At 34.5% G+C, this 26,357-nt stretch carries 25 protein-coding genes; 5 read left to right on the forward strand and 20 right to left on the reverse strand.

Annotated elements, in window-relative coordinates:
* The first annotated feature begins 470 nt into the window (after nucleotides 1-470).
* The 4 genes from NST60_RS07440 to NST60_RS07455 all read left to right on the forward strand — a co-directional run bounded on the left by NST60_RS07440 (nucleotide 471) and on the right by NST60_RS07455 (nucleotide 3,539).
* Nucleotides 471-1,808, forward strand: coding sequence for an ISLre2 family transposase (locus NST60_RS07440; RefSeq protein WP_100525934.1), 1,338 nt, complete (start codon nucleotides 471-473; stop codon nucleotides 1,806-1,808).
* A gap of 240 nt (nucleotides 1,809-2,048) precedes the next feature.
* Complete coding sequence (locus NST60_RS07445) at nucleotides 2,049-2,321, forward strand: acylphosphatase (protein ID WP_254416170.1); 273 nt, start codon at nucleotides 2,049-2,051, stop codon at nucleotides 2,319-2,321.
* 132 nt (nucleotides 2,322-2,453) lie between these two features.
* Nucleotides 2,454-2,831, forward strand: coding sequence for a large conductance mechanosensitive channel protein MscL (gene mscL / locus NST60_RS07450; protein ID WP_016202280.1), 378 nt, complete (start codon nucleotides 2,454-2,456; stop codon nucleotides 2,829-2,831).
* A gap of 69 nt (nucleotides 2,832-2,900) precedes the next feature.
* Entirely contained in the window at nucleotides 2,901-3,539 is a 639-nt protein-coding gene (locus tag NST60_RS07455; RefSeq protein ID WP_254416169.1) for a Bax inhibitor-1/YccA family protein, read from the forward strand.
* Nucleotides 3,540-3,603: 64 nt separating this feature from the next.
* Here the strand turns inward: NST60_RS07455 and NST60_RS07460 are convergent, their stop codons facing one another.
* From NST60_RS07460 to NST60_RS07470, 3 genes are all read right to left on the reverse strand, one after another.
* On the reverse strand, nucleotides 3,604-3,888 hold the full coding sequence (locus NST60_RS07460) for a hypothetical protein (protein WP_016202278.1): 285 nt from the start codon (nucleotides 3,886-3,888) through the stop codon (nucleotides 3,604-3,606).
* Nucleotides 3,889-4,193: 305 nt separating this feature from the next.
* On the reverse strand, nucleotides 4,194-4,700 hold the full coding sequence (locus tag NST60_RS07465) for an acyl-CoA thioesterase (protein WP_101729673.1): 507 nt from the start codon (nucleotides 4,698-4,700) through the stop codon (nucleotides 4,194-4,196).
* A 107-nt stretch (nucleotides 4,701-4,807) separates the two neighbouring features.
* Nucleotides 4,808-5,740 (reverse strand): magnesium transporter CorA family protein, encoded by a 933-nt coding sequence (locus NST60_RS07470; RefSeq protein ID WP_169187859.1) that lies wholly within the window; start codon nucleotides 5,738-5,740, stop codon nucleotides 4,808-4,810.
* A 119-nt stretch (nucleotides 5,741-5,859) separates the two neighbouring features.
* Here NST60_RS07470 and NST60_RS07475 point away from each other — a divergent pair, with 119 nt between their 5' ends.
* Nucleotides 5,860-6,105 (forward strand): hypothetical protein, encoded by a 246-nt coding sequence (locus tag NST60_RS07475; protein WP_254416168.1) that lies wholly within the window; start codon nucleotides 5,860-5,862, stop codon nucleotides 6,103-6,105.
* Nucleotides 6,106-6,215: 110 nt separating this feature from the next.
* Here the strand turns inward: NST60_RS07475 and NST60_RS07480 are convergent, their stop codons facing one another.
* The 17 genes from NST60_RS07480 to NST60_RS07560 all read right to left on the reverse strand — a co-directional run bounded on the left by NST60_RS07480 (nucleotide 6,216) and on the right by NST60_RS07560 (nucleotide 26,315).
* Nucleotides 6,216-6,773, reverse strand: coding sequence for an RNA polymerase sigma factor (locus NST60_RS07480; RefSeq protein ID WP_169187858.1), 558 nt, complete (start codon nucleotides 6,771-6,773; stop codon nucleotides 6,216-6,218).
* Between the two features lie 87 nt (nucleotides 6,774-6,860).
* Nucleotides 6,861-8,186 (reverse strand): oligosaccharide flippase family protein, encoded by a 1,326-nt coding sequence (locus NST60_RS07485; protein ID WP_224427911.1) that lies wholly within the window; start codon nucleotides 8,184-8,186, stop codon nucleotides 6,861-6,863.
* A gap of 201 nt (nucleotides 8,187-8,387) precedes the next feature.
* Nucleotides 8,388-9,020: a response regulator gene (locus tag NST60_RS07490; protein ID WP_016202272.1), complete on the reverse strand. Its 633-nt coding sequence runs from the start codon at nucleotides 9,018-9,020 to the stop codon at nucleotides 8,388-8,390.
* Nucleotides 9,013-10,059 (reverse strand): sensor histidine kinase, encoded by a 1,047-nt coding sequence (locus NST60_RS07495; RefSeq protein WP_169187856.1) that lies wholly within the window; start codon nucleotides 10,057-10,059, stop codon nucleotides 9,013-9,015. Before NST60_RS07495 ends, NST60_RS07490 begins: the two co-directional genes overlap by 8 nt.
* Complete coding sequence (gene liaF / locus NST60_RS07500) at nucleotides 10,056-10,790, reverse strand: cell wall-active antibiotics response protein LiaF (RefSeq protein WP_169187855.1); 735 nt, start codon at nucleotides 10,788-10,790, stop codon at nucleotides 10,056-10,058. The genes NST60_RS07495 and liaF overlap by 4 nt, the downstream gene beginning before the upstream one ends.
* A gap of 229 nt (nucleotides 10,791-11,019) precedes the next feature.
* Nucleotides 11,020-11,670, reverse strand: a complete 651-nt coding sequence (locus NST60_RS07505; protein ID WP_016202269.1) for a PspA/IM30 family protein — start codon at nucleotides 11,668-11,670, stop codon at nucleotides 11,020-11,022.
* Nucleotides 11,671-11,682: 12 nt separating this feature from the next.
* Nucleotides 11,683-12,030 (reverse strand): lmo0954 family membrane protein, encoded by a 348-nt coding sequence (locus NST60_RS07510; RefSeq protein ID WP_101729681.1) that lies wholly within the window; start codon nucleotides 12,028-12,030, stop codon nucleotides 11,683-11,685.
* Nucleotides 12,031-12,283: 253 nt separating this feature from the next.
* On the reverse strand, nucleotides 12,284-13,480 hold the full coding sequence (locus NST60_RS07515; RefSeq protein ID WP_169187854.1) for a Ger(x)C family spore germination protein: 1,197 nt from the start codon (nucleotides 13,478-13,480) through the stop codon (nucleotides 12,284-12,286).
* Entirely contained in the window at nucleotides 13,477-15,069 is a 1,593-nt protein-coding gene (locus tag NST60_RS07520; protein WP_169187853.1) for a spore germination protein, read from the reverse strand. The genes NST60_RS07515 and NST60_RS07520 overlap by 4 nt, the downstream gene beginning before the upstream one ends.
* Nucleotides 15,066-16,190 (reverse strand): GerAB/ArcD/ProY family transporter, encoded by a 1,125-nt coding sequence (locus tag NST60_RS07525; protein WP_224428034.1) that lies wholly within the window; start codon nucleotides 16,188-16,190, stop codon nucleotides 15,066-15,068. The genes NST60_RS07520 and NST60_RS07525 overlap by 4 nt, the downstream gene beginning before the upstream one ends.
* Before the next feature lie 126 nt (nucleotides 16,191-16,316).
* Complete coding sequence (locus NST60_RS07530; protein ID WP_224428035.1) at nucleotides 16,317-17,453, reverse strand: GerAB/ArcD/ProY family transporter; 1,137 nt, start codon at nucleotides 17,451-17,453, stop codon at nucleotides 16,317-16,319.
* Nucleotides 17,454-17,794: 341 nt separating this feature from the next.
* Complete coding sequence (locus NST60_RS07535; RefSeq protein ID WP_016202264.1) at nucleotides 17,795-18,034, reverse strand: hypothetical protein; 240 nt, start codon at nucleotides 18,032-18,034, stop codon at nucleotides 17,795-17,797.
* Nucleotides 18,035-18,280: 246 nt separating this feature from the next.
* Nucleotides 18,281-19,432 (reverse strand): DEAD/DEAH box helicase, encoded by a 1,152-nt coding sequence (locus NST60_RS07540; RefSeq protein ID WP_224428036.1) that lies wholly within the window; start codon nucleotides 19,430-19,432, stop codon nucleotides 18,281-18,283.
* Nucleotides 19,433-19,656: 224 nt separating this feature from the next.
* Nucleotides 19,657-20,355 (reverse strand): GTP pyrophosphokinase, encoded by a 699-nt coding sequence (locus NST60_RS07545; RefSeq protein WP_263479828.1) that lies wholly within the window; start codon nucleotides 20,353-20,355, stop codon nucleotides 19,657-19,659.
* Between the two features lie 335 nt (nucleotides 20,356-20,690).
* On the reverse strand, nucleotides 20,691-22,520 hold the full coding sequence (locus tag NST60_RS07550; protein WP_224428037.1) for an ABC transporter ATP-binding protein: 1,830 nt from the start codon (nucleotides 22,518-22,520) through the stop codon (nucleotides 20,691-20,693).
* Complete coding sequence (locus NST60_RS07555; RefSeq protein WP_341098537.1) at nucleotides 22,483-24,240, reverse strand: ABC transporter ATP-binding protein; 1,758 nt, start codon at nucleotides 24,238-24,240, stop codon at nucleotides 22,483-22,485. Before NST60_RS07555 ends, NST60_RS07550 begins: the two co-directional genes overlap by 38 nt.
* 455 nt (nucleotides 24,241-24,695) lie before the next feature.
* Nucleotides 24,696-26,315, reverse strand: coding sequence for an ABC transporter substrate-binding protein (locus NST60_RS07560; protein ID WP_101729690.1), 1,620 nt, complete (start codon nucleotides 26,313-26,315; stop codon nucleotides 24,696-24,698).
* Nucleotides 26,316-26,357 lie beyond the last annotated feature (42 nt).

Below are 26,357 nucleotides of genomic sequence, written 5' to 3' on the forward strand. Positions count from 1 at the left end.
CAAACGAATCTAAACTCCACTATTGGGAAACTAGATAATTCGATTTACGGTTAATGGTAGCCCAGATTAGTAAATAAGGGACATACTCACTACAAGTTATTTTATTAAAGCCTCTCAAAAAAAGTACCTAATATTTTTCAGAGCATGATACATACCTACTTATAGTACCAAATTGCTCTCCAATCTACAAATCTAGCTTTTTCCAGCTAATTTCCCCTTTTGCTCCCAACGCCATTCACTCACACCAATTGAACTATTTGCTGATCTATTTATCTATACCTTATGGTATGAGTAAAATGTTTGTGGGAGAATAAATATCCTTTTTGTCTAGTTGGGGGACGAGTCCCCCAACTAGACAAAAAGGCCACCAAGCGAAAGCGCGGTAGCTGGAAAAAATTAAGTATTAAAAAAGAGAGCTTCCTTTTGTAAAGTAGAGTTTGACTAGAATACTACGAAAAGGAGAGGCTCTCATGAATCAATGTAACACAAAAATGCCATCATTAAAAGAATTGGAAAAAACTTTATTTCGAACACTACAAATGACCTTTCAAGAAATCCTTGTTCAAACATTAGAAAATTGGGATCTAGAGATTGCTCAGCAACGAGACAAAAGAAGATTTGCTTTACGAGATAAACGAGAAATACGAGTAGATACAGCGTTTGGAGCAGTGGAGCTGAAGCGTAATTATTATTTCGATCGTGTAACCAAAAAATATATTTGTCTGTTAGATCATTATTTACAGTTTCAAGGGAATAAAGGGTTTAGTCCACTATTAGAAGAATGGGGGCTAGAATTAGCGACAAATGGTTCCTCCTATCGAAAGGCGGTGGAAACGTTCGAACAATTTTTAGGCTATTCGGCGATGAGCCACGAAGCATTACGGCAACATCTTCTTCATACAAGCGTACTTCCCGCTAAGGAAAAACGTCCTTTTCAAAAGGTGTTGTTTGTCGAAGTAGATGGATTATATGTGAAGAGTCAAGAAAAGAAAAAGCGTGGATGGGAGTTGAAATTCGCCGCTGTACATGAGGGATGGAAAGAAAACGGAAAGCGAGTCAGGCTCCGAAATAAAAGGCATTTTCTCTATGAAGAAAAAGAACCCTTTTGGGAAGCTTTTGAAACATTCTTACAGAATCATTATGCGTATGATCCAACCCAAACCTTGCTTATTATTAATGGCGATGGAGCAGGCTGGATAACGGCATGTCGGGAGTATTTTCGGGAACGCGCCTTTTTCACCATGGACCGTTTTCATGTCGCTCGTTCGATGAAGCAACTAATGAAGAGCCATCCTCGATACCGCTACATGAAAAGAGCGTTAAAAAACTACCAGGTAGAAACATTACTTCTAGAGTTGAATAGCGCAGTAGGAACAATGGATACACCAGAAGAAGAAGAAAAACTAGCGCATTTCCTCGGCTTTTTAACGCATCATCAGGAAACCATAAAAGATTACCGTAGTTGGTTACAGGAGAAAGGCGTGGACACGACAGCGTATCGTCCAATGGGAAGTGCAGAAGCAATGATGAATCAATTAGCCAAACGATTAAAAAATGGAAGAGCATGGAGCAAAAAAGGCGTCATGAGCATGGCACGTTTGTGGATTGGGTTGAAGGATGATCTATCTATCCAAACGATATATGGAAAATGGGAAAAAGCCACGGAAAAATCAAAGAAAGAGCATCGACCGAAAAGAAAAATACCCACAAAATTAGTAACAGAAACCGTGCGTCAGAACATGCCATACTTAAATCAAGCGATTGGAAAACCCGTTCACTTTGCCTTACAGGGATTAAAAGGTTTTTAAAAAATGAGAGAATCAACAGTTGGAAGAACAAAACCAATTGGAAAGCGGATACAAACTTAGAGGTTTTACTTTATAAAAAAGGGAGCTAAAAAAACTCCCACAAAAACTTGACTCAATCTACCTTATGACTCAACTTGCGACAGTACAAATAAATATGAGATGATTGATTGAAAAAGGAAATAAATCGCTATAACTATAGAAGGTACCTTGATAAAAAAACATCCAAACAGGAGGTAAGATATGAAACAATTTCATCTTATTTTTAAGGGAAAGGTTCAAGGTGTTGGCTTTCGATACTTCGTCCAAACATTAGCTTTAGAAAATAATGTGACCGGCTGGGTCCGAAATAAAGCAGATGGAACAGTGGAATGTATTGCCGTTGCTTCTACTGAATCTCTACATACTTTTTTAGAAAAAATAAAAAAAGGAAATCGCTTCGCAAAAGTTCAATATATAGAAATAACCGAAAGCGAGCCAAAAGAACTATTTTCGAATTTCAAGGTAATGTACTAAAACTGCTTGTTTATTCTAAGCTCTGTTTAATAAATCCTATCTATACCAAAGGCTTGAAATTAATTATTTTTCATGTAAGAATAATAATATTTTAATGAACAAAATAAGATGAAGAATTATTAGGAGGATCATATGTGGAAAGAATTTAGAGCATTTGCAATAAAAGGAAACGTAATGGATTTAGCAATTGGGGTGGTTATCGGCACCGCATTCAGCAAAATCGTTAGCTCACTAGTTGAGGATTTAATTATGCCTCTCTTCGCCTACTTTGTTGTCGGAGTAGATTTCTCCTCATGGTCTTATGCAAGTATTAAATATGGCAGTTTCCTACAAACTATCGTTGACTTTTTTATCATTTCATTCTCTATCTTTTTAGTAATCCGCTTCCTAAATAAATTTAAAAAGAAAGAAGAAGTCAAAGAAGAGACTGTAGCAGTAGATACAAAAGAAGAATTATTAAAGGAAATCCGTGATTTATTAAAAGCAGAAGCTATCCGCGAAAAAGAATAATAGTTGAAACTTTTTAGAGTAATGTTTCGTAATATCTTATAAACAAACTCAATAATGGAGTGAAGAATAATGTATGCATATAATCCGAGTAATGAATATATGCCCTCAGTGTTAAGAACTTTTGCTCTTTCGCTTGGAATAGCCTTTATCGGCACCATGATCGGTAATTTCGTCCCGACCTATTTATTCTTACCGTTATCTATTTTAGAAGTCGTTCTTTTGTTAATTGCTATTTTTGCAAGAAAAGGAAAATCATTATCGTATGGATTCTTATTCACCTTTACGTTTATTTCAGGTATTACCACATTTCCAATCGTATCTTATTATGTATCAGCAGTCGGAGGAAATGTTGTTATCAATGCCTTAGGTACTACAACGATTGTGTTTGCTGGAGTAGCTATCTATGCGACAAAAACAAAGCGTAACTTCTCTTTCTTAAGAGGCATGTTGCTTGCTTCCTTAATAGCCCTAATTACTATTGGGATTTTTAATATCTTCTGGCCCCTCGGATCAAACGGAATGCTGGCATACTCCTTTATTGGTGTTCTTGTATTTAGCGGCTATGTTCTTTACGATTTCAATCGAATGAAGCATTATGGCGTAACAGCAGATCAAGTTCCTTTAATGGCTTTAAATTTATATCTTGATTTCCTAAACTTATTTATTAGTATCTTACGTATATTCGGCATTCTATCTGAAAAAGATTAAAAAAGGTTTGAGTAAAGAGGCCAATAACCTCCTTGCTCAAACCTTTTTGATTAAACAATGCTTCCTATTGATAATCCTTTATTCGACTTTTGATTAACCGAATCATTTCCTCAGGATTATCTTTAACAACAAAGGAGAATACTCCACGATTTGTATGCAAGTAAAGCATTTTATACTGATTTCTTGATGGTTTAAAAGAAATGTCATGTATCGCCTTTAAAAGAAATGTTTGCTCCTCGCTAGTAACTTTATCACTCCATAGAATAAGGTTCTTTTCTTCTTCAATAATTTGCATATTTAAATCAATTTTCCTTGTGATCACAAAATACGATAGGGAAAATAATTTCATTTTTGCCCCCTTGTATGTATCCCTTGTAATAGAATGATTCATGGGAAAGAAAAAGAAAGTATTCCTGCAAAATCAGACAATGTAATTAGACAAGATATCGGAAATTCTCATCATTTCCTGGAAAATAATTTGTTATTTCGACAGCATTTCAAATTGATTTTTACCAATAATGAAAATCTTATCTGAATAGCTGAATATCCTTCGACAAACCCGTTTCTTGCTTAGCAAACGGTCCTACTGCTGCCCAATAGGTATGCGAGAAAATGACAGAAAGTAATGTCATTTCCCGACATTCCCCTTACCATTTATCCTAAATTTCTATATTTCTTAGCAAGTTCTTCTGTTTCCTTCTTCCGTTTCTTTCGCGCTTCTGCACGTTCTTTCGCAGATTCATACAGACTCTTTTCTTCTTCTGTCTGTGGAATAACCTTCGGAACTTTAGTTGGTTTTCCATGTTCATCAATGGCAACCATTGTTAGAAAACTAAGTGCACATAAATGACGTTCGCCAGTAATTAAGTCTTCTGCATTTACTTTTACAAAAACCTCCATAGAAGAAGTTCCTGTATAGGTGACAAAAGCTTCTAAACAAACAGCATTACCTTCATGAATCGGATACAAAAAATCGACAGAATCAGTCGAAGCAGTTACGATCCCTCTTCTTGCATGACGCATCGCTGCAATAGCAGCTGTATCGTCAATATAGGCCATTAATTTTCCGCCAAATAACGTCCCATACGTATTAGTATCTGTTGGAAAAACAATACTTGTTTTTACGACCAATGACTCACTACAAAATTTTGACTCTTCCATAAATCCTCCTTGTATACCTTTGGGAGTTTTTCTTCATCATTAACATGTTTACCACATTATTATATGCTAATTTATATGAGAGAGTCTAATTTTGATTGGAAAAAGCATTAGCGAAAAAATGAATTTTTCTTACGTGCCTTTAGTAAATCTCCCATCCATCCTCTTGATTTAAGATAGAAAAATACAATGATAGTTGACACAATAATAATTGCTAAAGAAATAACATATCCAAATTTCCATTCTAGCTCTGGCATTATTTTAAAGTTCATCCCCCATAATGCTCCCCAAGCCATAATCGGTGTGCACAACGTAGTAAATACTGTAAGAGTTTTCATAATTTCATTCCCTCTATGTTGTGACACAACCTCTTCAAAATCGACTAAATTATTTAATTCTTTTTGGTATTCTTCCACCAAGGTTAATCCTCTTTCAATTCTCTTACTAATACGCGCGTATTCTTTTCCTTTTGTAATCTCATTTCCAAACGCTTCCTCTAACGAGTATCTGATCTCAAGAAAAGGAATCATGACATTCTTCCAAATAAGTAATTCATGTCTTGATTGGTATACTTTATCTAACGTTTTTATGCTGTTCTTTTGTTTTACATCCCAAATCAATTCATCTAACTGTTGTTCATATGAATCAATATGATACAAAATTTCTGTCATTATCTTTCCTAAAATAACCATAAACCCTTCAATTGGATTTTGAGCTCGCTTTATTTCTTTAAATAAATTATTTCTATCTATATGTAAGCTATTATCTTTATAGTCGAAGGTGATTAACGTATCATTAGATAAATAGAAATGAAAAATTTCATAATCTTCTTTTTCATTAATCTCCCTGTGGTATATAAGGGATCCACTCAAGGTTTCCTGTTCTTCTATGGACGTATCTATATGAAGATAATTATTTCGATTATCTTTTATTTCCCGAAACCATGTATTAATTACTGGTCCCTTTTCAAGAGAAACTTCTTGTATATCCGCTTCTTCCAATAACTGATACCAATCCCAGTTCTCTAAACGGTATTTTTTCACTTAAATCCCCCTTACTAGCTTTTCTATTATTATTCCCGGAACAAAGTTTGTAAAACTTAAAAATAGGGTAAATAAAAAATAGAATGAAACGAGAAGGAATAAATAGGAGGGATTCTCTCATGTTTGGAAAAAATTCAATGCGTACCTTTGCAATTGTTGGAGCAGGAGTGGGAAGCTTTTTCCTTTTTACATCTAAAGGAAAAGAGATGTTTAATCGCGTTAAAGATAAATTCAATTCTACGCAAAAAGAAGATTTACTTTCTAAAGCAGGAAATCCCGCTCCAGATGATATAGGCGACAACAATATGGTAAATGAAGGCGCCATGTATTCAGTGAATTACTATAACAAACAGAGAAATAGCTAGTAAGAAACATAAGTCTATTACTATCAGTTGAGGAAACTTACCTAGTGACTAATAAAGCAATATCAAATCAGTGGGGATGAAAAATATCTCCACTGATTAAAGTTTTTTGCTTATAAATAAGCAATTTTTTTATTCATGACCTTTGGCTTCAATTGATCCTTCGCCCGTTTCATTCTTGTTTTTACTGTGGATAATGGGGTTTTTGTATGATTACTAATTTCTACTAATGTTTGATTATGATAATAGAAAAGTAGTAAAGGCTCTTTATACATGTTTGGTAACTCTTCTAATGTATCAATCATTTCTTCTTTCTCACATTTACTTAATAGCGTTTCCTCTGGTTCCAAAGCAACAGAAGTATCTCTTGCGTATGTATAGACAGATTCTTCCCAAAATTTCTTAGATGTTTTCTCTTTTCTCCAATAGTCTCTACATTTATTAAGGGCAATTTTATATAACCAGCTTTTCACTTTTTGAAAATCCTCAAAACTTCCAAAAGAGGTGTAAGCTGAAATCAGTACTTCTTGATACAAATCCTCTGCAAGTTCTTTGTGTTTAACTAGTGATAATATATAAATATAGATTGATTTTCCGTATTCTTTCACTACTTCTTCAAATAACGCCTCTTGATTTTCCTCTAAATATTTTTTATCTATTAGGGATTCCATTTTCTTTCTTTTCCCCTTCCCGGTTTTACCATTCTACTTAATAAACGTTTGAGAACGTCTGAATCCCTACACTTTTTTTAAAATTTTTTAATGAAATTTATTTACTGGTGTCAACCAGATTGAAATCCCTATCTTTTTACATATCGTTAAATAATGCAGCGATGCTAAAATAACTGCTCCTAAATTCATCCCAATTGCAATTCCACTCATTTGCAGCTGACTTAAAGATCCTAAATAGTAAATGGCTGCGTAAGAGAAAGTCGTTGACCAAACACTGTGAAAAACCGCATCCTTTAACAAGCCTAAGCCAATTAAGTACGCTTGCATTGGGATCGTGAAGTAATGCAATAAAAAATAGGGCCATAAAAGCTGAACAATTATCGCAGCCTGGCTAGAATGAAAAAAGGTCATCGTAAGTGTATCTGCGTAAAAATAGAAAATTCCTACAGCTATGGTTCCATAAATTGCAGTTATAATCATCACTTGCTGCAGTAATTTTTGTAGTTTTGTATAATCCCTTTGTACATATGCCTTAGAAACGGTCGGTATTAGCATCGTCATAAAGCTATGGGATATAAAAGCTGGGAAAAAACCAATTGTCATCGCTATTCCGGCGAGCATTCCATACTGTTCCGTTGCATTCGCAGCTGTAATTCCTGACGCTACAAGTGCCCCTTTAATTAAGAAGGGATGAACGGCATGGGTTAGAGCATGAAATATTCGAAGGCCTGTTGTCGGAATAGATACAGATAACAAATCCTTCCAAATAACCTTGCCACTCATGCTTTCATTTTTTCCTTTTTTAATCCGCTGATATTGCACGAAAAACATATGCAATAAGTACAATAATACGACTGTATCACTTCCGACAATGGTAAAAAAGGCAATCAATACAGAGGTATTTAAATCAAATGAAAACCACTGAAACAAAAAGACTAATAATCCTAACTGGACAATTTTTTTGAGAAAGTTAGAAGCTGCAATTTTCCCCATCTGCTGTTTTCCCATGAAATAACCTCTTGCAATAGAAGTAAAGGAAATAATCGGCAATAGGAGAATGACTAACCACTTTAAAAGTGGATGATAGGAATTAAAAATAGGGATAAAAGGTATGATGATAGATGCGATGATTGTTAGAAAAATAGTAAAGATGATGGTCCACTTTAAAACTTGTTGCAGCATCGACAAATGATGCTTTGAATCTTTCTCCGCAATAAATTTCGAAATAGATGTTGGCAATTCGAAGGTAGCAAGCAGCACAATGAGAAAGATAGTAGGCAATACGGTCATAAATAAACCTAGCCCGTGTTCTCCAAGTTCCCTTGCCATTATCATATTAATAATGAATTCAATACATTCGCCAAAAAACGCTGTGATAATTAATAAGAAGGTCCCTTTATAAAATGAACTCATGAATCTCTCCCTCAATCTATCTTCCACAAGCATGTAAGTAAAAGATGTGTGTTTATTTTTCTCTTCTTTATCATCATATGAGACAAGTCCGAAAAATATTTTCCTTGATTGTCTTTTTCTCTATAGAAGAGAGAGAAATGTCTTAATTAAACGTTTGATTAAGGGATTTATTCACGTATATAAGGGATTTACTAGTCTTTATTATTCTACAAGAGAATGCTTAAATGCATAGATAACAGCTTGGGTACGATCCTGCACTTGCAATTTACTTAGTATATTGCTGACATGCGTTTTTACTGTTTTTAGGGCAATAAATAATTGGTCTGCAATTTCCTGATTGCTTTTCCCCTCTGCCATTAATAACAGAATCTCCATTTCTCTTGCAGTTAACTCCTCATGTAGAGGGGTAGATTTCTTTTCTCTCATTTTGGACATCATTTTATCGGTTACTTCTGGTTCTAACACTATTTGCCCTTGAAATGTTTCTCGTACAGCTCTTGCTATTTCACTTGCTTTCGATGTTTTCAGCATATAGCTTGTAGCACCAGCCTGTAAAGCAGGATAGACCTTCTCATCATCAAGAAAACTAGTAACAATTATAATTTTTGCTTCATCCCATGCTTCTACAATTTTCTGTGTTGCTTCTATTCCATCCATTTCGTCCATAACTAAATCCATCAAAATCACATCTGGTTTTAATTCGAGAGCAAGCTCCACTGCCCTGCTGCCATTTTCTGCTTCTCCGACCACTTCGATATCTGTTTGTGCGGATAAATAAGACGAAACCCCTATTCGTACCATTTCATGATCATCAACTAGTAATACCCTAATCATTTGTATCCTCCTCTCTTTCCAAAATTGGAACTTTCACTTCTAATCGTGTACCTTTATTTTCCAAGCTAATTAATTTTAATACTCCACCAATCTCAGCTGCTCTTTCGTGCATATTTTGCAGACCGTAAGACCCCGCTTTTCTTTTGTCTACATTAAAGCCGACACCATCATCGATAATTCGTAAGATGACAAATGCCTCTCGCTGAATAAGCTGGATTTCTAAAGAATTTGCTTTCGCATGCCTTAATGTGTTGGATACTGATTCCTGCAGAATCCGAAAAAGGTGATCTTCAATCCCTTTATCCAAATCAATATCTTCTAATTTCATTTCTATTTCCAAGGATACTTTTTGCTGCAATTCATGTAATAATTCAATTATCCCTGTTTTTAAAGATTTTCCTTTTAATGCGGCTGGCCGTAAATGAAGCAATAACGCCCTCATTTCTAATTGAGACTGTTGGATGGTTTCCTCCACTAGCTGTAATTGCTTGGACTCTTGATCATTCGTTTTCGGCCTTGTTTCATTAATTGCTGATAATAACATGGAGGCAGCAAATAATTGTTGACTAACGGAATCATGTAGTTCTCTTGCTAAACGATTACGCTCTGCAATAATAATACTTTGAACCTTCACTTCTTGATCCTCTGCTTTCTCATTGACGAGTTTTTGAGAGAGTTTGGTTTGTTCTACTAACTGATTTTGTAGTTGAATAATTCGATAGCTTAATGATTGGAGCTCCTCTGTTGAGCCAATTGGTTGGACTGGATAATACTCCATTTTATCCATTGTATGTAATGTTTTTTCAATGGAACGAATTTGTTTTTTCCAGGAAACCCCTGATAAATAACCAATTAAGATACCTAGTGTAATATCGACACTTATTAAAAATAAACCAAACGGAACATCCATTACTTCTTTTTTCCATAAAGCACTCCAGTTTGCAGGCGGAAAAACAACTAAATAGCTAATGGAAAAGAATACAAGTAAAAAAAGGGATGTACAGACTCCCCACAAAATTTGTCTCGTGATAATACTCATATTCTTTTCACCTCTAAGTTACCAGCTATAAAAGAGGTAAAAATCTTCACTCTTGTTTCCGCCTGATCAAAATCAGCAGTCCGAATGCTTACATTTTGATTCCATACATTCTCTTCTGCTTCTCCAAATATATGATAGGAACCAAATAAAATAGAGTGATTGATGCTGACTTCCATATCATAGGGAATATATACCTTTACATCGCCTACAATATTCTTTATCATAATGACTGTTTCTCCCTCTGGTAAAACAGTATAGCTAAGATCTACCGTTGTATTCGTTATTCCACACTGAATGTTTATATCATTCCACTCATATACATGATCTGGTGTGACATTACGATTATAAAAGGAATTAGTAAATATTTCCTTTTTCTTTAAGATTGGTTCTTCTGTATGTGTTACTGTTTCCTTATCCCGTATGATTGGCTTGATAATATCGGTCGTATTCTTTTTTTGAAATAATTGAAAAATATAATAGGCAAGGATTGATAATAATATAATCTTCACTGTAACCATATTTAGAACACTAACGATTAAAAGCAGGAGACCAATCCAGAAAAGGATTTTTCCGGCTCCGCCTTTCAATGATTTCTTAGCTATATAGATCATGCCAATTGAAACAAGAAGGGAAAAGATTAGTCCTGGATTAAAGACGAAGATTTCTAATAGCAAAAATCCCCCAACAACATAAACCCAATTTGCATAATTATCTTTTAATTGTTTAAACATTGGCTATTCTCTCCCTTCTTTTCTAGTTGGTGGTAAGGATTAACCTCATTGTTACAGATTGATTGGAGTGCAAGATCTCTGCTCACCGCAAGTCCCGCGAGTCGTGCATCCTGAAGTCGAAATCAACCTATCTATAACTAGTTCAACGAGTTTTTATATTTTTGTTAGTATCATCAGTAAAAAGGGCTGACCTTTACTTGTTTACAGCCCCTTTTAGAATACCATTTTTTTATAAGGAAATGGAGTCATCTTCTTTTTTTAACTGATTTTTCTCTAATGCTGCTAGTTTTTCATCCATTGTTTGTTTAAAGTATTCTGTATTTATTTTTTCTTCTAACTTATCTATATATTGTTCCATTTCGTTAAAGCGTGCTTGATTTGTTGGATTTACTTGTTTTTCTTCTAAAACTTTATTCATCGTATGGTGTGCTTTTGTTATATTTTCTTTTGCCATTAGCTCCATTTGACGTATTTTCATATCTTTTAATTTATGCTTCATGTCCATATATTTTGTTTCTATTTCACGCAATTGCTGCTCTGTATTTTTTAGTGATTCTGCTAAACGTACTACTCTTTCTTCAAAATGAGCTTGTTCCTGTTGGGCATATGCAGAAAGTTCCTCTTCACCAGCTTTGCTTGCAACCTCAGCCTGTCTTTTTCTTTTCTCTGCCATTTCTTCAGCTTGGTGTAATTCTTTAGAAAATTCTTCTTTTAATTTATATTGTCTTTCCAACAGTTTTTTTACTTTATCTGTTTCTTTTTCACATTCTCTTACGTATTGATTCAAAAGAGCAAGTGGATTTTTGTCTTCCTTCTTATCTAATAAATGATTAATGTCTGCCATTACTGTATTTTTTATTCTTTCTAATAAATTTGTCATGTTACCCTCTCCTTATTTATTTAGTTCTGACCATTGCTTTTCAAAGTTTTGAAAAGGGTCATCAGATGATTTTTTTGTAATAATAGTTTGTTTGTTGTTCCATTTTTTATAAACAAGATACAATACATATGCTGCTGCTAATCCAATAATGGCTGGCAGGTTACTTGCAGTTATGATCAGCATGATAACTCCTGCTGTCCCCCATCCTATCTTACCTGATGTGCTTGTTGCTTTTGTGTATTGCTTAAAGGCAAAATAGAGAATCGCTGCACTAATAACTAAACCTAACATTGGACCTATCTGTGATAAAAGGATGATAGAGGCTGTTGCCCCGATAAGAAATAAACCAAATTTTTTCATTTTGTGTTTCGCTCCTTTCTTATCTACTATGTTACCTTCTTGACGTTTTTTTCATAACATGCCTTAGCTTGATTTTCCTCTACAACTTTAGTCTTAGTAAGGACTAATCCTAAAAATACAAGGCTGTTTTCTAAAGGATTGTTATTTTTTCAATAGAAAAAAAGAATTAGTTGGAAAAATGGAGCAACAAACTTTACGAAAACAGCCAAATACAAAGAAAAAACCGTTCAAGTTGAACAGTTTTTTCTTTGCTTTATTTTTCTGTTTCCGTCAAGAAGCTTTTAGAACGTATACCAGACCTTCTTAGAACAAAATCTACATCTACTTTTACATCTGCATTCGAAAATTCTTCTCCCCAATTATCCTTTACTTTCATAAATGAATGGTAATCCTGTCTTCTCATCACTTCTCCAAAACCAAAGATATCGGCTTGATATTGTTTCTGTACATTTGAAATCGTATCCTTAATTTTTTGAGAAAAAGTATCATTTACTAATTTTTCATATTTCTCAATTGTTCCTAGCTTATCTACACTTTTATAACATTGTGTTCCTTCAAGATACCCTTCTGCCTTTATTTTCACATGAATATCAGGTTTATTATTTTTCCATTTAGAAGTGACTTCTGTTTTTGATTCGGTAACACGAACGGAACTATAGTCTCCTTTTTGGCATTCAACAGACAAAGATGTAGTCTTTAAATCATTTCGAATCCATAAATAGTTTCTTGAATCCTCCATGCTAAGAAATCCAACCAATTTCCCATCTTTAAATATCGCTAATGAATCTACAACTACAATTGCATCAGGAGTAACCTGCATGATATTTTCCATACTCTTTCCCTTTTCCTTATCTCCTTTTAAGCGGACAGCCGCTAAAACTGGCTCTTTCCCTTCTAGGGTAAGTTCTGAGATAAAATTAATGATGCTCATCTTAGGATCTCCCCCCCAATCCTCCAATAAATGATCTAATTGAGGAGATATCTTTAGAGAAGAGGCTTTTCGATAATGGGCAGATATTTTTAAAATATCTTCTGCTTTTCCATCTTTTGCAATGATAATGTTAAAATCATCCCGTATTTCTCTATTTCTTTCCAGAAAATCAATAAAATCAAGCATACCTGCACTTGCTACTTCTTCACTGATTACTAGCAGTTTCATATGGGAATAAATTAAAAACTCGGCAAAGTATTCATTAAAAAGGTGCGTTATCTCTGAAATAGAGTTTCCCTCAATTCCTTCTACTATTGTAGCCGCATTTCCAGATGCATACTGGGTATTTAATTCCTTCTCATTCAACGCCTCTACTGTCACTTTGTATTTGGCATCTTCTCCTTTATCAATGGCCATCCCTGCTACTAATTTAATTTCTGCCAATTCCTTTCTATCCCAACAGCCAGTTAGTAAAAATAAACAATTTAGTATACATAGAAAGACGCCAATTTTTTTCACTGTTTCTTCCCACTTTCTGGTTTAGGAGGAGATGGTGATCCTTGCGGCTTTTGCTTATTCTTTATATTTGGGCTTAAATAAGATGGACGCTTACTAATGGACCATAGTGGAAAGCGGACAAATACATCTTTTTGATCTTCTATGATAAATGGAGCTACTGGTGCTAAATAAGGAACTCCGAAGGAACGCAATGAACTTAAGTGTGCAACCATGAATACTAGTATTAAAAGTACACCGTATAGACCTAATATAGAAGCTACAATGATCAGCACAAATCGAATGAGTCTCGATGCGTTTGCGAAATTATAATTGGGAAAAACAAAATTAGCAATCGCAGTAATCGCAACAATGATAACCATAATATTGGAAATAATCCCCGCTTCAGCCGCTGCCTGTCCTATAACCAATGCTCCAACAATAGAAACCGTTTGACCAACAGCCCGTGGCATCCTTACCCCTGCTTCTCTTAGAATTTCAAAGGTTATCTCCATAATAAAGACTTCGACTACGGCGGGAAAAGGAACATTCTCCCGTTGTGCAATAACACTTAATAACAAAGTAGTTGGTAAAAGCTCTGGATGAAAAGTTAAAACACCAACATACGCAGAAGGCATGATTAACCCAATCATAAAAGATATATATCGAATTAAACGAACAAAACTGCTCATAAAATAGTTTTGATAGTTATCTTCCGGAGAAGTAAAGAAATCAGTAAGTACTGCTGGAACAACTAATACAAACGGCGATCCATCAATGATAATGGCAATCTTTGCGTCCATTAAATAAGTCGCTACTGCATCTGGACGCTCTGTATTCATGGCTAGTGGAAAAACAGTAAAACTTTTATCAACAATCAGTTCCTCGATATTTGCAGACTCAAACACAGCAGAAATGTCAATTTTATTTAATCGCGCTCGAACTTCCGCTACTATTTTTTCATTTGCAATGGAATACATATAGCCCATGTATACATTTGTCCGTGTTTCGTTTCCTATCATAAATTTTTCAAAACGCAAGTGATGATTTTTTATTCTTTTTCTTATTAAGTTTATATTTGTCGACGCATCCTCTACAAAAGAGTCCTTTGGTCCCCTTACTACTGTTTGTGTAGTAGGCTCAGCTACTGCTCTTCCTTCACTGTTGATATAATTTAAACTAAGCGCCTGCCCAACCCCTCTAAAAACAATAACAATGCGACCTTCCAAAATAGATGAAACGATATGATTAACTGTCTTCAATAATTTATAACCAGAAACACCAAAACTTTTTTTACTTAACTCCTGCAAATCGTCCACTGTAGCGATAACAATATCTTTATCTGCTGAATTCTCTAATGTATTTCCTAACATTTCTTTTAACATTTCTGTATTCACTACTGTTTCTAAATAATAAATACACCCTTCACTTTTCCCTACTCGAATCACATCAGACTGCAAATCAGTAGTATTGCCAAAGTTTTCATTGATTATCTCTTTTAATGCTTCAAAGGTCAGATGATCTATGCCTATTTCCTTTGCTTTGGTCGGAACGACATTGGAGGGAATTTCTTTTTTGCTATTAATAGACATTAATTTTTTAAAATAATTCATACCTTTAGCCCCCTTTCTTCATTCCTTTGTTTTTTCCATTTTTTCACTAGTACTATAGACGTGATTGAAATAGGAATCATAAATTCAAGCGGAACATGTAAAATGAATAAATCGACATTTAGTCCTTCTACAAGGTGATCGGAAAAATCTAGTGTAATAAAGATAGAAAACATCGCTACAATACAGGAAACTGGCATCGCAAAATAGCGATAAGGAATTTTAAAAATATACTCAATTCCTTTTAAGCCACCATATAAAAACACAGAACTTTTAATTAGTATCCCTAACATCATAATAAACACAACTAACACGTCTATTCTTTCAAGAAATTCTCCAATACTAACAAGCCTTGCAGCAATCAATAATGGAAAATTGGCGCGAGCTGCTGTATTTTCTCCTAAAGTAGCAATGATGAGAAATACAGAAGACAATAAGATTAAGCTTGCTACAAATACACTGATTAAACATACCCTCCTAGTTATCTTAAAGTCCCCTATGTGGGCAAAAATAACAGTAAATGCGATTAGCTCACCATAAGGGAAGGCAATGATAGACGGAATAGCCGATTTAAGGATTGGTTTAATTCCACTGCTAAGAATTGGTTGTACATTAGTAAGATTAATTTTCTCTCCTGCGTATAAAAAGATGAACAGTAATAATATAAATACAAACATATAAGGGCTAAATATTTCCGCTGTCCTCCCCAGCACCTCTATGCCTAGATATAAAATATAGCCAATAACTAACATTAGCATTAAAATGGTGAATTCTATAGGTGTTGCTGGAAGAATAGCTGAAGTAATTAATTCCCCAAAGTCTCTAATTACTCTTGAAGAAATATAGATAAAATAGCTTAAATAAACGAGCGCAAATAAAACAGCGACCTTTCTAGAAAAACAATATTCAATTATCTGATATATATTTTTTCCAGGTAGCAATGACATTAAATAAAGATAAAAACTCATAATAATTAAGCCGATAAACATTCCGATTAAGACAACGAGCCACGCATCCCTTTTAGCATCAATTCCCACACCGACTACGATTGAACTTCCAAGAAGGAAATTTATAATCATCGTAAATATTTGGGTTAAAGATAGTTTTTCTGTCAACATAATCATTTCAGCACCTTATCGGATTAATTTACATATAACTTTAAGTTATCTTGTTTACCTGCTATTTTAATTGGAGGAAGATAAACATTCCTTCACTCTGAGATTATCTTTTATCTTTCATTACATAACTTTTTAAGAACCTTGTTCGGTATACTTACTAGTCATCTTTTTCTTAGAGCTAGTCTTGTTCCGATGTTTTATTAACATAATAAATACCATCATTACTGGTAATCCGAACTGCAAAGGAATATGTAATAGGAAAGGATTAGACTGCAGCCCTTCATTCAGATGATCTGTATAATTCCGTGCAATTAATGTTGTAAAAACGCCTACAATACAAACCATCGGAATCGCAAAATATCGAAACGTCTGATTAAAAACATATTCTAAAGCTTTTAATCCCCCATAAATATAAATACAGCTTTTTACGAGAGTTCCTAACATCATACAGAAAACGACAATTGCATCAATTCTTTGTAGGAAATTACCGATTGAAACGAGCCGGGCTGCACTTAATAAAGGAAAATTGGAGCGCAAACCAATATCATGTCCTAAAGACAAAATAATCATTAACGATGAAAGCAGCAATAAAAGGCTTGAAATAAGCACACTATAAATAATTATTCTTTTGCTATATTTAGCATTAGATACACTGCTAACTATGTAGGTCAAAACCAGCAATTGTCCATATGGCCGGACAATTTCATATGGAAAAATAGCACTCCATATAGGCTTGAATCCCCCTGCTAACACTGGCCGGATATTAGAGAAATCAAGATTTCCGCCAGCATACAAGAAAATAAATAAAAGCATGATAAACACAAATGCATACGGAGTGAAGATTTCAGCTGTTCTCGCAAGAACCTCCAATCCCATATACAATATATAGCCCATTACTAACACTAGTATTATTGTTGAAACTTCAATTGGTGTTAAAGGTAGAACAGTACTGGCAATTAATTCTCCAAAGTCCCGAATGATTCGACAGCCATAATAAAAAAAATAAACAGCATAAACGATGCTAAGCCCCTTCGCAATCGGTCGATTAAAGCAATACTCAAACATTTCAAATAAATTTTTCCCAGGTGCTAAAGCTATCATAAAAATAAAAAACATAGTGATAATGATTCCTAGCCCTAAAGCAATTAGTAGAGCAATCCATGCATCCTCTTTTGCTTTTAAACCAAGGCCTATTACAATCGTACTTCCAATATGGAAATTAAAAACAACTGCCGCCAATTGAGTTAACGAAATGTTTTCCTTTAACATGCTGTCATACCTTCCTTTTAGAAAAGCGCAAACGCCTTGGTTCCTTTGTCTACAAACTAAATACCATCTTGATATGTATACCTTCATCCCATGAAAGAAACTTTTTTCTGCTTGCTTTCAAGACTGTTCAAGATCGGTTAAACTAGAATGACTTATTAGTATACAATGGGTTTAAATCATAAAGTGAAACTTCCATCAGTGGGGGTTCTCCTTCCCCCACTGATGGTTAGTTCAACCAATCGGACCTATACAGGCAGAGTGGATCTCCCACTTATCTTCCTCGTATTCTTCTCATAAGCTTAAGGGAGGAGTCTTACTGTCCGTTAAGAGTGGGATAAACTTTATCCTTGGGTCTTCTGCTTACCCTGTTTTTTATTTTTCCATAATCGAAAATCGACAATGACAGACCACACAAAGCCAAATATTGCGGTAAATACAATTGTTATTGCACCTGCACCAACTTCCGCTTCATATATTCTTTTTATACATTTCATAATCCCTTCATGAAACACAAATATATCTAATCCAACAGTTAAAACACCCATAGATGTAAATATTAATAGATAAGCAAAAGTTACCATTTAACCCTTCCTTTAAGTGCTTTGTTTATTTATGGTATTATCTTGTGAAATTTCTCCATTTTTATGCCTATATTTTCATTTTTATCTTTGTTTTCATTTTCACCTGTTATTCTTTTGGCTATTTTCGTAAAGTTTGTTGCTGTTACCAGCAGTTTTCTTTTTACGGTGCTTTTTTCCATCCAAAATAAAAAAGCTGTCGTCTAACCTACTCTCTAAGGTTGATGACAGCTTAAAACAATTGGCTTATTATTTTTTTGTTCTAATTTTATAATCCACCATTTCTCCTTGGTAAAAGTTTTTTCGTGATAAATTTAGATTTAGCTTTTTAGCCATCTGTTTCAATTCTCTTTCTTCTCTTTCCGTCACTAAACTAACAACTACTCCGGATGCACCAAATCTACCCGTTCTACCGGAACGGTGTATATACTGTGTTTGATCTGTTGCTAAATCATAATGAACAACATGTGTGATATGTTGAATATCAAGTCCTCTTGCTGCCACATCTGTTGCTAGTAGCATATTTCTCTTTCCTTCTCGGAAATCATTTAATGACTTTTGACGCTCCATTTTATTCAAATCAGAGTGCAAAATGCTTGTTTGAATTTTTTTATAGGTTAATTTTTCATGAATAACACTTAAATTACCAATATCTTTTACGAACACAAGAATCTTTGCGTTTTTCAAACGAGAGATTGGCTCTAATAGTTTTACTTTATTGCGATATTCTGCTTGAAAATAAATATGCTCTACTTCTGCTGCTTCAATTACTTTATCTTTCTTTATGCGAATAATTTCCGCATCTTGAACAAGCTCATTTGCAATAAGCTCTGTCTGTTTCGGTAATGTCGCAGAAAACAAGACAACTTGTCTTTCCTTTAAAGTGGCTTTAATTATTTGTCGAACGGATTCTATATGCTCCGCTACCAATAATTGATCCGCTTCATCTAAAACAACGGTTTTTACTTCATGCATTTTCAATTTTTTCTGCTTAATTAACTCCAGTGCTCTCCCTGGTGTACAAATTACAAGATGCGGATGTTTTTTAAGCTTCTCCAACTGTCTTTTTACATTTGCGCCTCCAATAAAAGAGGCAGCTCGAATTCCACTACCCTCTCCCCATTTCTGCACTTCCGCTAAAATTTGCATGACAAGCTCTTGAGAGGAAGCAAGACAAATCGCTTGAATATTCTTTGATTCTGCATCCATTTTATTTAAAACCGGTAATAAATACGCCAGTGTTTTCCCCGTTCCTGTTGGGGATTCAGCAATAACATCTTTCCCCTCTAATATAAGTGGAATCGATTGTTCTTGGATAGATGTTGCTTGTTTAAAATCTGCTTTCCCCCAGTTTTGTTGTATAAATGGTTTAAATGTATTCCAAAATAGCTGATCTTTCATTTCGTTCTCCTTTTTAAGCAAAAGTTAGACGAATTACATCTAACCTTAAAATATGTCCTTTTATTATAAATTATTTACTGAAAAATTGATATGAAACCTTATTTATTGGGAATGATTATATTTTTGATAGCTCCAGAGTCAGTAATGATTGAATAATATTTAATGATTTTAGCTCTATTTTGCTCAAAAAAAAGGAGCCCCTCTCACAACGAAGCCCCTACCAATTATATTAACGTCTGATTTTTCCCTATTGTTTGGAATATATCGACACTATCTTTAATTTTCTTCATTTTCACATCTAATTCATGGGCTGCATCAGCAGCATCTTTTAATTCACTAAGTAAATGTGCGGGCACAGATTTATCAAATTTATAATATATTTTATGTTCTAAGCTTGCCCAAAAATCCATCGCAATCGTTCTGATTTGAATTTCTACTAATACTTCTTGCATGCCTGTGCTTAAGAAGACAGGAATACTTATGATCAAATGTAAACTTTTGTATCCGTTTGGTTTTGGATTTTGAATATAATCCTTTACTTGTATTACCTTAATATCATCTTGTTTCTCAATTATATTATAAATTTCATAAATATCCGAAATAAAGGAACAAGTAATACGGACACCCGCAATATCATGTATATATTTCTTCGCATTTTCGATTGTAATAGGATGCCCTTTCCGATGAAGTTTTTGCATGATGCCTTTTGGATCCTTAATTCGTGATTTAATGTGTTCAATCGGATGATGGTTATGAATAAACTGAAATTCTTCATTTAAAATCTTTAATTTTGTATTGATCTCGTCTAAAGCAAAGTTATATATGATTAAGCTATTTTTCCATTCATTCAATTCATTAGATATTTCATGTAAGTTAAAGTTATTATTTTCTATATATGTTTTAAGTTGTTTTACACTTTCCATAAACTAGTATGTCTCCTTTGGATTCCTATAAACCTTTTCTGCGTCTACTCCGATACTCTTTAAAAATTCAATAATTTGGTCAATTGTTTTCATTCTCAACATCCACCTTTGCATAAATCGGGCTATTTTCGGATTGTTGACATACACCGAATCTATCTTTATTGTAAACAAAAATGACCGGTCAGTCAAATATCATTTTTATCCAATACTTTTTGTCAAAAAATGAACAGTTCTCCTTCAAACCCTACTATAACAGTTAAAAGGGTGGAACTGTTCTTCTCAGACTAAAATATATTATTGACCAACTGGTGCAGTGTTGTTTCATTTGTTAGGATTTATTCGCTCGCTTCGGAAAATTGATTTTGATGTAATTCATAATAAAAACCTTGTTTCTTCAATAATTCTTCATGCGATCCTTTTTCAACAATCATCCCCTTATCCAAAACAAGAATCACATCTGCATGTTTAATCGTATTTAGTCGATGGGCAACAACAAAACTTGTTTTCCCTTTCATCAAGCGCTTTAAAGCATCTTGAATTTTCACCTCGGTAATTGTATCAATACTACTTGTTGCTTCATCTAGTATAAGAATGGACGGATCGGCTAGAATGGCTCGGGAGATGGATAACAGCTGTTTCTGCCCTTGACTTATTCCATTTCCATTTGCAGAAAGAATCGTGTCATAGCCTTCCGAAAGATGTTCAATGAAGCCATGAGCGTTGGCCATCTTTGCAGCATTCTCGACTTCCTTATCGGTGGCATTCAATCTGCCATAGCGAATATTTTCCTTGATTGTTCCTTCAAATAGGTAACTATCCTGAAGGACAAATCCCATATGCGAGCGAAGACTTTCTCTTTTTATTTTTGTAATTTTTTGGCCGTCCACCAATATGTTCCCTGTCGTTGCATCATAGAATCTCGTTATTAGCTGGATGATGGTTGTTTTTCCAGCTCCAGTTGGTCCAACCAGCGCAATTGTTTCACCTGGTTTTACTTTAAAGTGAATATCCCTTAATATTTCCTTATCTGACTCATAAGAAAAAGAAACATGACTAAATTGAACCTCTCCTTTAATCTCTTTCATTACAATTGCTGTCTTTTCATCTACTTCTTCTCTTTCTTCATCTAATACTTCAAATACTCTTTCTGCACCTGCAATCGCAGATAACAATGTATTAAATTGGTTTGATAAGTCATTCAATGGTCTAGTGAATTGTCTCGAATATTCTACAAAAATAACAATAACCCCGATAGACACAGCATCTGATTTCAATGCTAATAGCCCACCAACTCCAACAATTATGGCATAGCTAGCATTGTTTAACATATTCATTAGTTTCGGAATAAATCCTGAGTATACTTGTGCCCAATAAGCGGAATTCTTTAGCTCGTCGCTCTTTTCTTTCATATCATTAATCATTTTTTCCTCTAAAGAAAAAGTTTTAACGATTTTTTGACCAGAAATGGATTCCTCAATAAACCCATTTAGATCTCCTAGGTTTTTTTGCTGCTCCTTAAATAACACGCCTGTTCTACTTGTAATCCATTTCATTCCCATAAACATAACTGGGACAATTGTTAAAGTAAGAAACGTTAATAACGGACTAAGCAAAAACATAACGACTACTGTCCCAATCAATGTGATAATACTAGAAAAAATCTGGATAACCGAGCTATTTAAGGTGGAGCTTACATTTTCAATATCATTGGTTACACGACTCATTAATTCACCATGCTGTTTTTTGTCAAAATAACTTATCGGTAATTCATGAAATTGATGAAATAAGTCTGCTCTCAATTGGAAAACAGTCGTTTGTGAAATACCAATCATCCAATAATTTTGCAAAAATAACGCCACTGAATGGAGAAAATAAATACAACCAAGCGCTACAAGCATTCCTGTAAAGCCATCTAAACTTCTATTTACAATAAAACGGTCAATAGACATTCCTAAAACATATGGTCCTAATAAACCTAATGCACAGCTTAAGGCAACCATCACTAATACAAGAAATAATAATCTCTTTTTTTGTGCAAGATAGCGCCATAACCTGTATAAGGTCTTTCCCATATTCTTTGGTTTTTTCCCTTTTTTAACTACTGAAGCATCTGGCTTTAAGTTAGGTTTAGGATAGCGAAATGGATCGGTTAGTTCCCTTTGCATTGTCCCACTCTCCTTCCCCTAGTTGGGATTCTACTATTTTTTGATAAAGGCTGTTTGTTTTCCATAATTGATCATGAGAGGCAAAACTTACAATTTTTCCGTTTTCTATAAGCATCACTCGATCTGCCTTCATAGCTGTAGATACTTTTTGAGTAATTAGTAGAAGCGTACATTGATAAGATGCGACTGCATCGAGAAGCTTCTTCTCTGTCTTCAAATCTAATGCACTTGTACTATCATCTAAAAGGAGAATACTTGGTTTTCTAACAAGTGCCCTTGCAATGGAAAGGCGTTGCTTTTGTCCTCCCGATAAATTAACCCCCTTTTGCCCAATTCTTGTATCGTATGTATTAGGCATTAACATAATAGTATCGTGGATTTGGGCATCTTTTGCAGCCTTCACTACTTCTTCAAAGGTAGCATTTGGATTTCCCCACATAATATTTTCTTTAATTGTGCCGGTAAAAAGCATCGATTCCTGTGGTACATACCCAATTTGTTTTCTTAAAGCATTTAAAGAGTATGAATCAATACGTTTGTCATCTATTAGAATAGTTCCTTCTGTTGGTTCATAAAGTCGCGGAATCAATTGAAAAAGTGTCGTTTTTCCTGATCCAGTTGCTCCTAATATAGCAATCCTTTCTTTTTGCTTAATTGTAAATTGTAGATTTTCAATCGTATTTCTTCTATTAGAAGGATAACGAAAGGATACATGCTGAAAATTAATTTTTCCTTTAATTTTTGATTTCGCACTTCCGTCGAAATTATCCGCATCCTTTTCTTCGATATCAATAATCTCTTGAATCCGATCAGCTGATGCTTTTGAACGAGAGATAACCATTACTAACATACTTACTACAGAAATGGACGAAGTAATTCTTAGTGTGTAATTAATAACGGCTACTACCTCTCCAATCTGCGCCTCTCCTGTATTTATTTGTCCGGAACCAACCCAAAGTATCCCAATAATACATAGATTCATGGCAAATAATAAGAGTGGTACAGTAGTTTCCATAATTCGTAATGCTTTTTGGGTAAGATCTTTTAAGTCCTCACTCGTATGCATAAAACGATTTCTTTCAAATTGCTTACGGATATATGCACGGATAAGTCTGACTGCTGTTAAATTCTCAAGCATCACACTGTTAACATGATCCAGTTTCTTTTGTACAGATTGAAAAAGGGTTCTTCCTATTTTGATAACCCAAATAAACATAACAACAATTAATGGAATCGTAATCGCCAATATGAGCGCTAATTTCACATTAACTAAAAAGGACATAACGATTCCTCCAACGATTAAAAGAGGTGCTCTTAATAAAAATCGCAATCCCATAAATATCGTGTTTTGGAGTTGTGTAATATCATTGGTTAATCTGGTAATCAATGAGGAACTTGCAAACACATTGCTGCTCGAATAGGTAAAATATTGAATGATTTGATATAACTCATTGCGAAGACTATAGCCAAAATTCTGACAAACATGGGAAGAATAAAATGTATTGATGATCCCAGCAGCAAAAGCTACAAGCGAAAATAAAATGAGCATTCCTCCCCAAATGAGCACAATTTTTGTGTCTTGGTGAGCCAAACCATCATCAATGATTTTAGCCATAATTAGCGGTTGAACTAATTCGACTGCGAGCTCTGTTAACATAAGAATAAGAGCAATCGTTACACTTAGTTTATATTCTCGAAGTCTACCAAATATTTTTGCCATTTTTCCCTCCAGCCTAATTCTGTTGGTAAATATTCATTTCCAACCATCGATGGAATTTATTTAGGTTTGCTAAATTATTTTTATCATACCTCTTTTTAGCAAGATAGAAAACCATAATTTTCATATTTAATAAAATGATAAAGGTGTAATAGAAGTGATTTTTCTTTTAATTTTATTTTATTGCAAAAACTCAAAAAGAAAGAATTCAGCTTCCAAAAGGGAACACTTCTCTGTTACCTTTTTCTACCTTTCCTCTAGTTCTCGGGCACAGAAAATACTTCTCTGTTACCTTTTCCCGCCTTTCCTCTTGTTCTCGGGCACAGGGAACACTTCTCTGTTACCATCGCACCCTTAACTGCTTAAATTTTTCAGTCCCCACCGTCCTTCTACTAACCTCTAACAAAAAAAGAACGACTAAGCCCAGATTAGTGGGCTTAGTCGCTCGTCTTATTTCTTTAATTGGCACCGGCCAACGACCATTTATATAATTCATTATGGAAACCAAATACCTTTGGTGCTCCGAATGCTACATCTTTAGATACTGCCGCAAAGTCATAGTCGGAATATAATGTAAAGATTGGCATCTCTTCACTCCAAATTGCTTGAAGTTCGTTGTAAATCTGTTTCCGTTTTTCCGTATCTGGTTCTTGTTTCCCTTTCTCCAGCAACTCGTCTACCTTTGGGTTGTTATACTTTGTATAGTTACTTGACCCGCTAGATCCATAAATCGTTGTTAAATCTGGATCAATTGTATTAGTAAAGCCAATTAGCATCAAGTCATAATCACCAGCTTTTGCTTTTGACATGATGGTAGGGAAGTCATACGTAGTCGTATTTAGTTTTAATCCAACTGCTTTGAGATTTTCCGCAATAATATTGGCTGATTGCTCACGTACTTTGTTACCGATTGGAACAACAAATTCAATTGTCTTGTTAAAATCCCAGCCCGCTTCTTCTAACAATTGTTTTGATTTCTCTGGATCATACGTATATGTCTCTAACTCTGTATCAAGATAAGGGCTTATAGACGTATACGGTCCGTCCACAATTTCTCCTTCTCCTTTAAGTAACTGATCGACAATTTTTTGACGATCGATTGCATAGGCAATTGCCTGTCTTACTTTCTTATCTGTTATTGTTTCCATATTAAAACTCATATTTTGATACCCATATGTTTTATCTGTTGTTGTTGTTACATTATCGAATCCTTTTACAGTCTCAAAATCTTGAACAGCAATTTTCCCGATACCACCAGCAGCGTTCATATTAATTTCGCCTGTCTGCAACTGTGCAACAAGGTTCGCAGCTGGCATGATCTTCACAAATAATTTATCTAGTTCTACATCACCTAAATAGTAATCATCATTTTTGGCATATTCTACATATTGGTCTTTTGCATATTTAACAAACTTGAATGGTCCATTTGTTACTGTTGGATTCATCATGAAAGGATCTTTTTGCAGATTTTCTGGAGCAATATCCTTTAATTTATGTTCTGGTAGAATCATAAATTTCGAACCAAGTTGTTCTTTCACCATATTCGGGTCAACTGGTGCCTTTGTTTTAAATTGAATTGTCTTCTCGTCAACAATAGTTAGAGATGGTATTTCTGTTACACCGTCCGGAAATTTCCCATTTTCTGTCAAACCGTCTAATACGGTCAAATACGCTCCCACTGCTGTTTCTGTCTTTGGATTAGCAACTAAATTTAAAGTAAAAGCAACATCCGCAGAAGTAACCGGTGTTCCATCTGTCCAATTTGCATCCTTGTTAATCTTGATTGTAAATAGTTGATTATCTTCCGTTTCAAAGGATTCCGCCAGCTTTGGTGTAAATTCTAATGGTCCAGTCATCTCCAAAAAGGTATCAAACATAAACTTTTCTAACCAAGATGCCGCAATATCAGAAGAGTTAATAGGATTAAAACTAACTGGGGCATTTACAAGTCCGAGATACATCGTATTTTCTTTTGCCCCACTACCAGAAGATGCTGGATTATTTACACCCGAGCATGCTGAAAGTAATAATAAAACCCCAATGGAAACTATGCTAAAAATTGTCTTAAATTTCTTCATCAAATTTCCCCCATCTATTTTTTCTATTGAAAAACAAGAATC

Source organism: Niallia sp. FSL W8-1348 (genome assembly GCF_038006745.1).
Lineage (GTDB): Bacteria > Bacillota > Bacilli > Bacillales > Cytobacillaceae > Niallia > Niallia alba.

Bases quoted from the DNA above. Each gene is read 5' to 3' on its own strand.
- NST60_RS07440 (WP_100525934.1), top strand. From the start codon at position 471: ATGAATCAATGTAACACAAAAATGCCATCATTAAAAGAATTGGAAAAA.
- NST60_RS07445 (WP_254416170.1), top strand. From the start codon at position 2,049: ATGAAACAATTTCATCTTATTTTTAAGGGAAAGGTTCAAGGTGTTGGC.
- mscL (WP_016202280.1), top strand. From the start codon at position 2,454: ATGTGGAAAGAATTTAGAGCATTTGCAATAAAAGGAAACGTAATGGAT.
- NST60_RS07455 (WP_254416169.1), top strand. From the start codon at position 2,901: ATGTATGCATATAATCCGAGTAATGAATATATGCCCTCAGTGTTAAGA.
- NST60_RS07460 (WP_016202278.1), bottom strand. From the start codon at position 3,888: ATGAAATTATTTTCCCTATCGTATTTTGTGATCACAAGGAAAATTGAT.
- NST60_RS07465 (WP_101729673.1), bottom strand. From the start codon at position 4,700: ATGGAAGAGTCAAAATTTTGTAGTGAGTCATTGGTCGTAAAAACAAGT.
- NST60_RS07475 (WP_254416168.1), top strand. From the start codon at position 5,860: ATGTTTGGAAAAAATTCAATGCGTACCTTTGCAATTGTTGGAGCAGGA.
- NST60_RS07480 (WP_169187858.1), bottom strand. From the start codon at position 6,773: ATGGAATCCCTAATAGATAAAAAATATTTAGAGGAAAATCAAGAGGCG.
- NST60_RS07485 (WP_224427911.1), bottom strand. From the start codon at position 8,186: ATGAGTTCATTTTATAAAGGGACCTTCTTATTAATTATCACAGCGTTT.
- NST60_RS07490 (WP_016202272.1), bottom strand. From the start codon at position 9,020: ATGATTAGGGTATTACTAGTTGATGATCATGAAATGGTACGAATAGGG.
- NST60_RS07495 (WP_169187856.1), bottom strand. From the start codon at position 10,059: ATGAGTATTATCACGAGACAAATTTTGTGGGGAGTCTGTACATCCCTT.
- liaF (WP_169187855.1), bottom strand. From the start codon at position 10,790: ATGTTTAAACAATTAAAAGATAATTATGCAAATTGGGTTTATGTTGTT.
- NST60_RS07505 (WP_016202269.1), bottom strand. From the start codon at position 11,670: ATGACAAATTTATTAGAAAGAATAAAAAATACAGTAATGGCAGACATT.
- NST60_RS07510 (WP_101729681.1), bottom strand. From the start codon at position 12,030: ATGAAAAAATTTGGTTTATTTCTTATCGGGGCAACAGCCTCTATCATC.
- NST60_RS07520 (WP_169187853.1), bottom strand. From the start codon at position 15,069: ATGAATTATTTTAAAAAATTAATGTCTATTAATAGCAAAAAAGAAATT.
- NST60_RS07525 (WP_224428034.1), bottom strand. From the start codon at position 16,190: ATGATTATGTTGACAGAAAAACTATCTTTAACCCAAATATTTACGATG.
- NST60_RS07530 (WP_224428035.1), bottom strand. From the start codon at position 17,453: ATGTTAAAGGAAAACATTTCGTTAACTCAATTGGCGGCAGTTGTTTTT.
- NST60_RS07535 (WP_016202264.1), bottom strand. From the start codon at position 18,034: ATGGTAACTTTTGCTTATCTATTAATATTTACATCTATGGGTGTTTTA.
- NST60_RS07540 (WP_224428036.1), bottom strand. From the start codon at position 19,432: ATGAAAGATCAGCTATTTTGGAATACATTTAAACCATTTATACAACAA.
- NST60_RS07545 (WP_263479828.1), bottom strand. From the start codon at position 20,355: ATGGAAAGTGTAAAACAACTTAAAACATATATAGAAAATAATAACTTT.
- NST60_RS07550 (WP_224428037.1), bottom strand. From the start codon at position 22,520: ATGCAAAGGGAACTAACCGATCCATTTCGCTATCCTAAACCTAACTTA.
- NST60_RS07555 (WP_341098537.1), bottom strand. From the start codon at position 24,240: ATGGCAAAAATATTTGGTAGACTTCGAGAATATAAACTAAGTGTAACG.
- NST60_RS07560 (WP_101729690.1), bottom strand. From the start codon at position 26,315: ATGAAGAAATTTAAGACAATTTTTAGCATAGTTTCCATTGGGGTTTTA.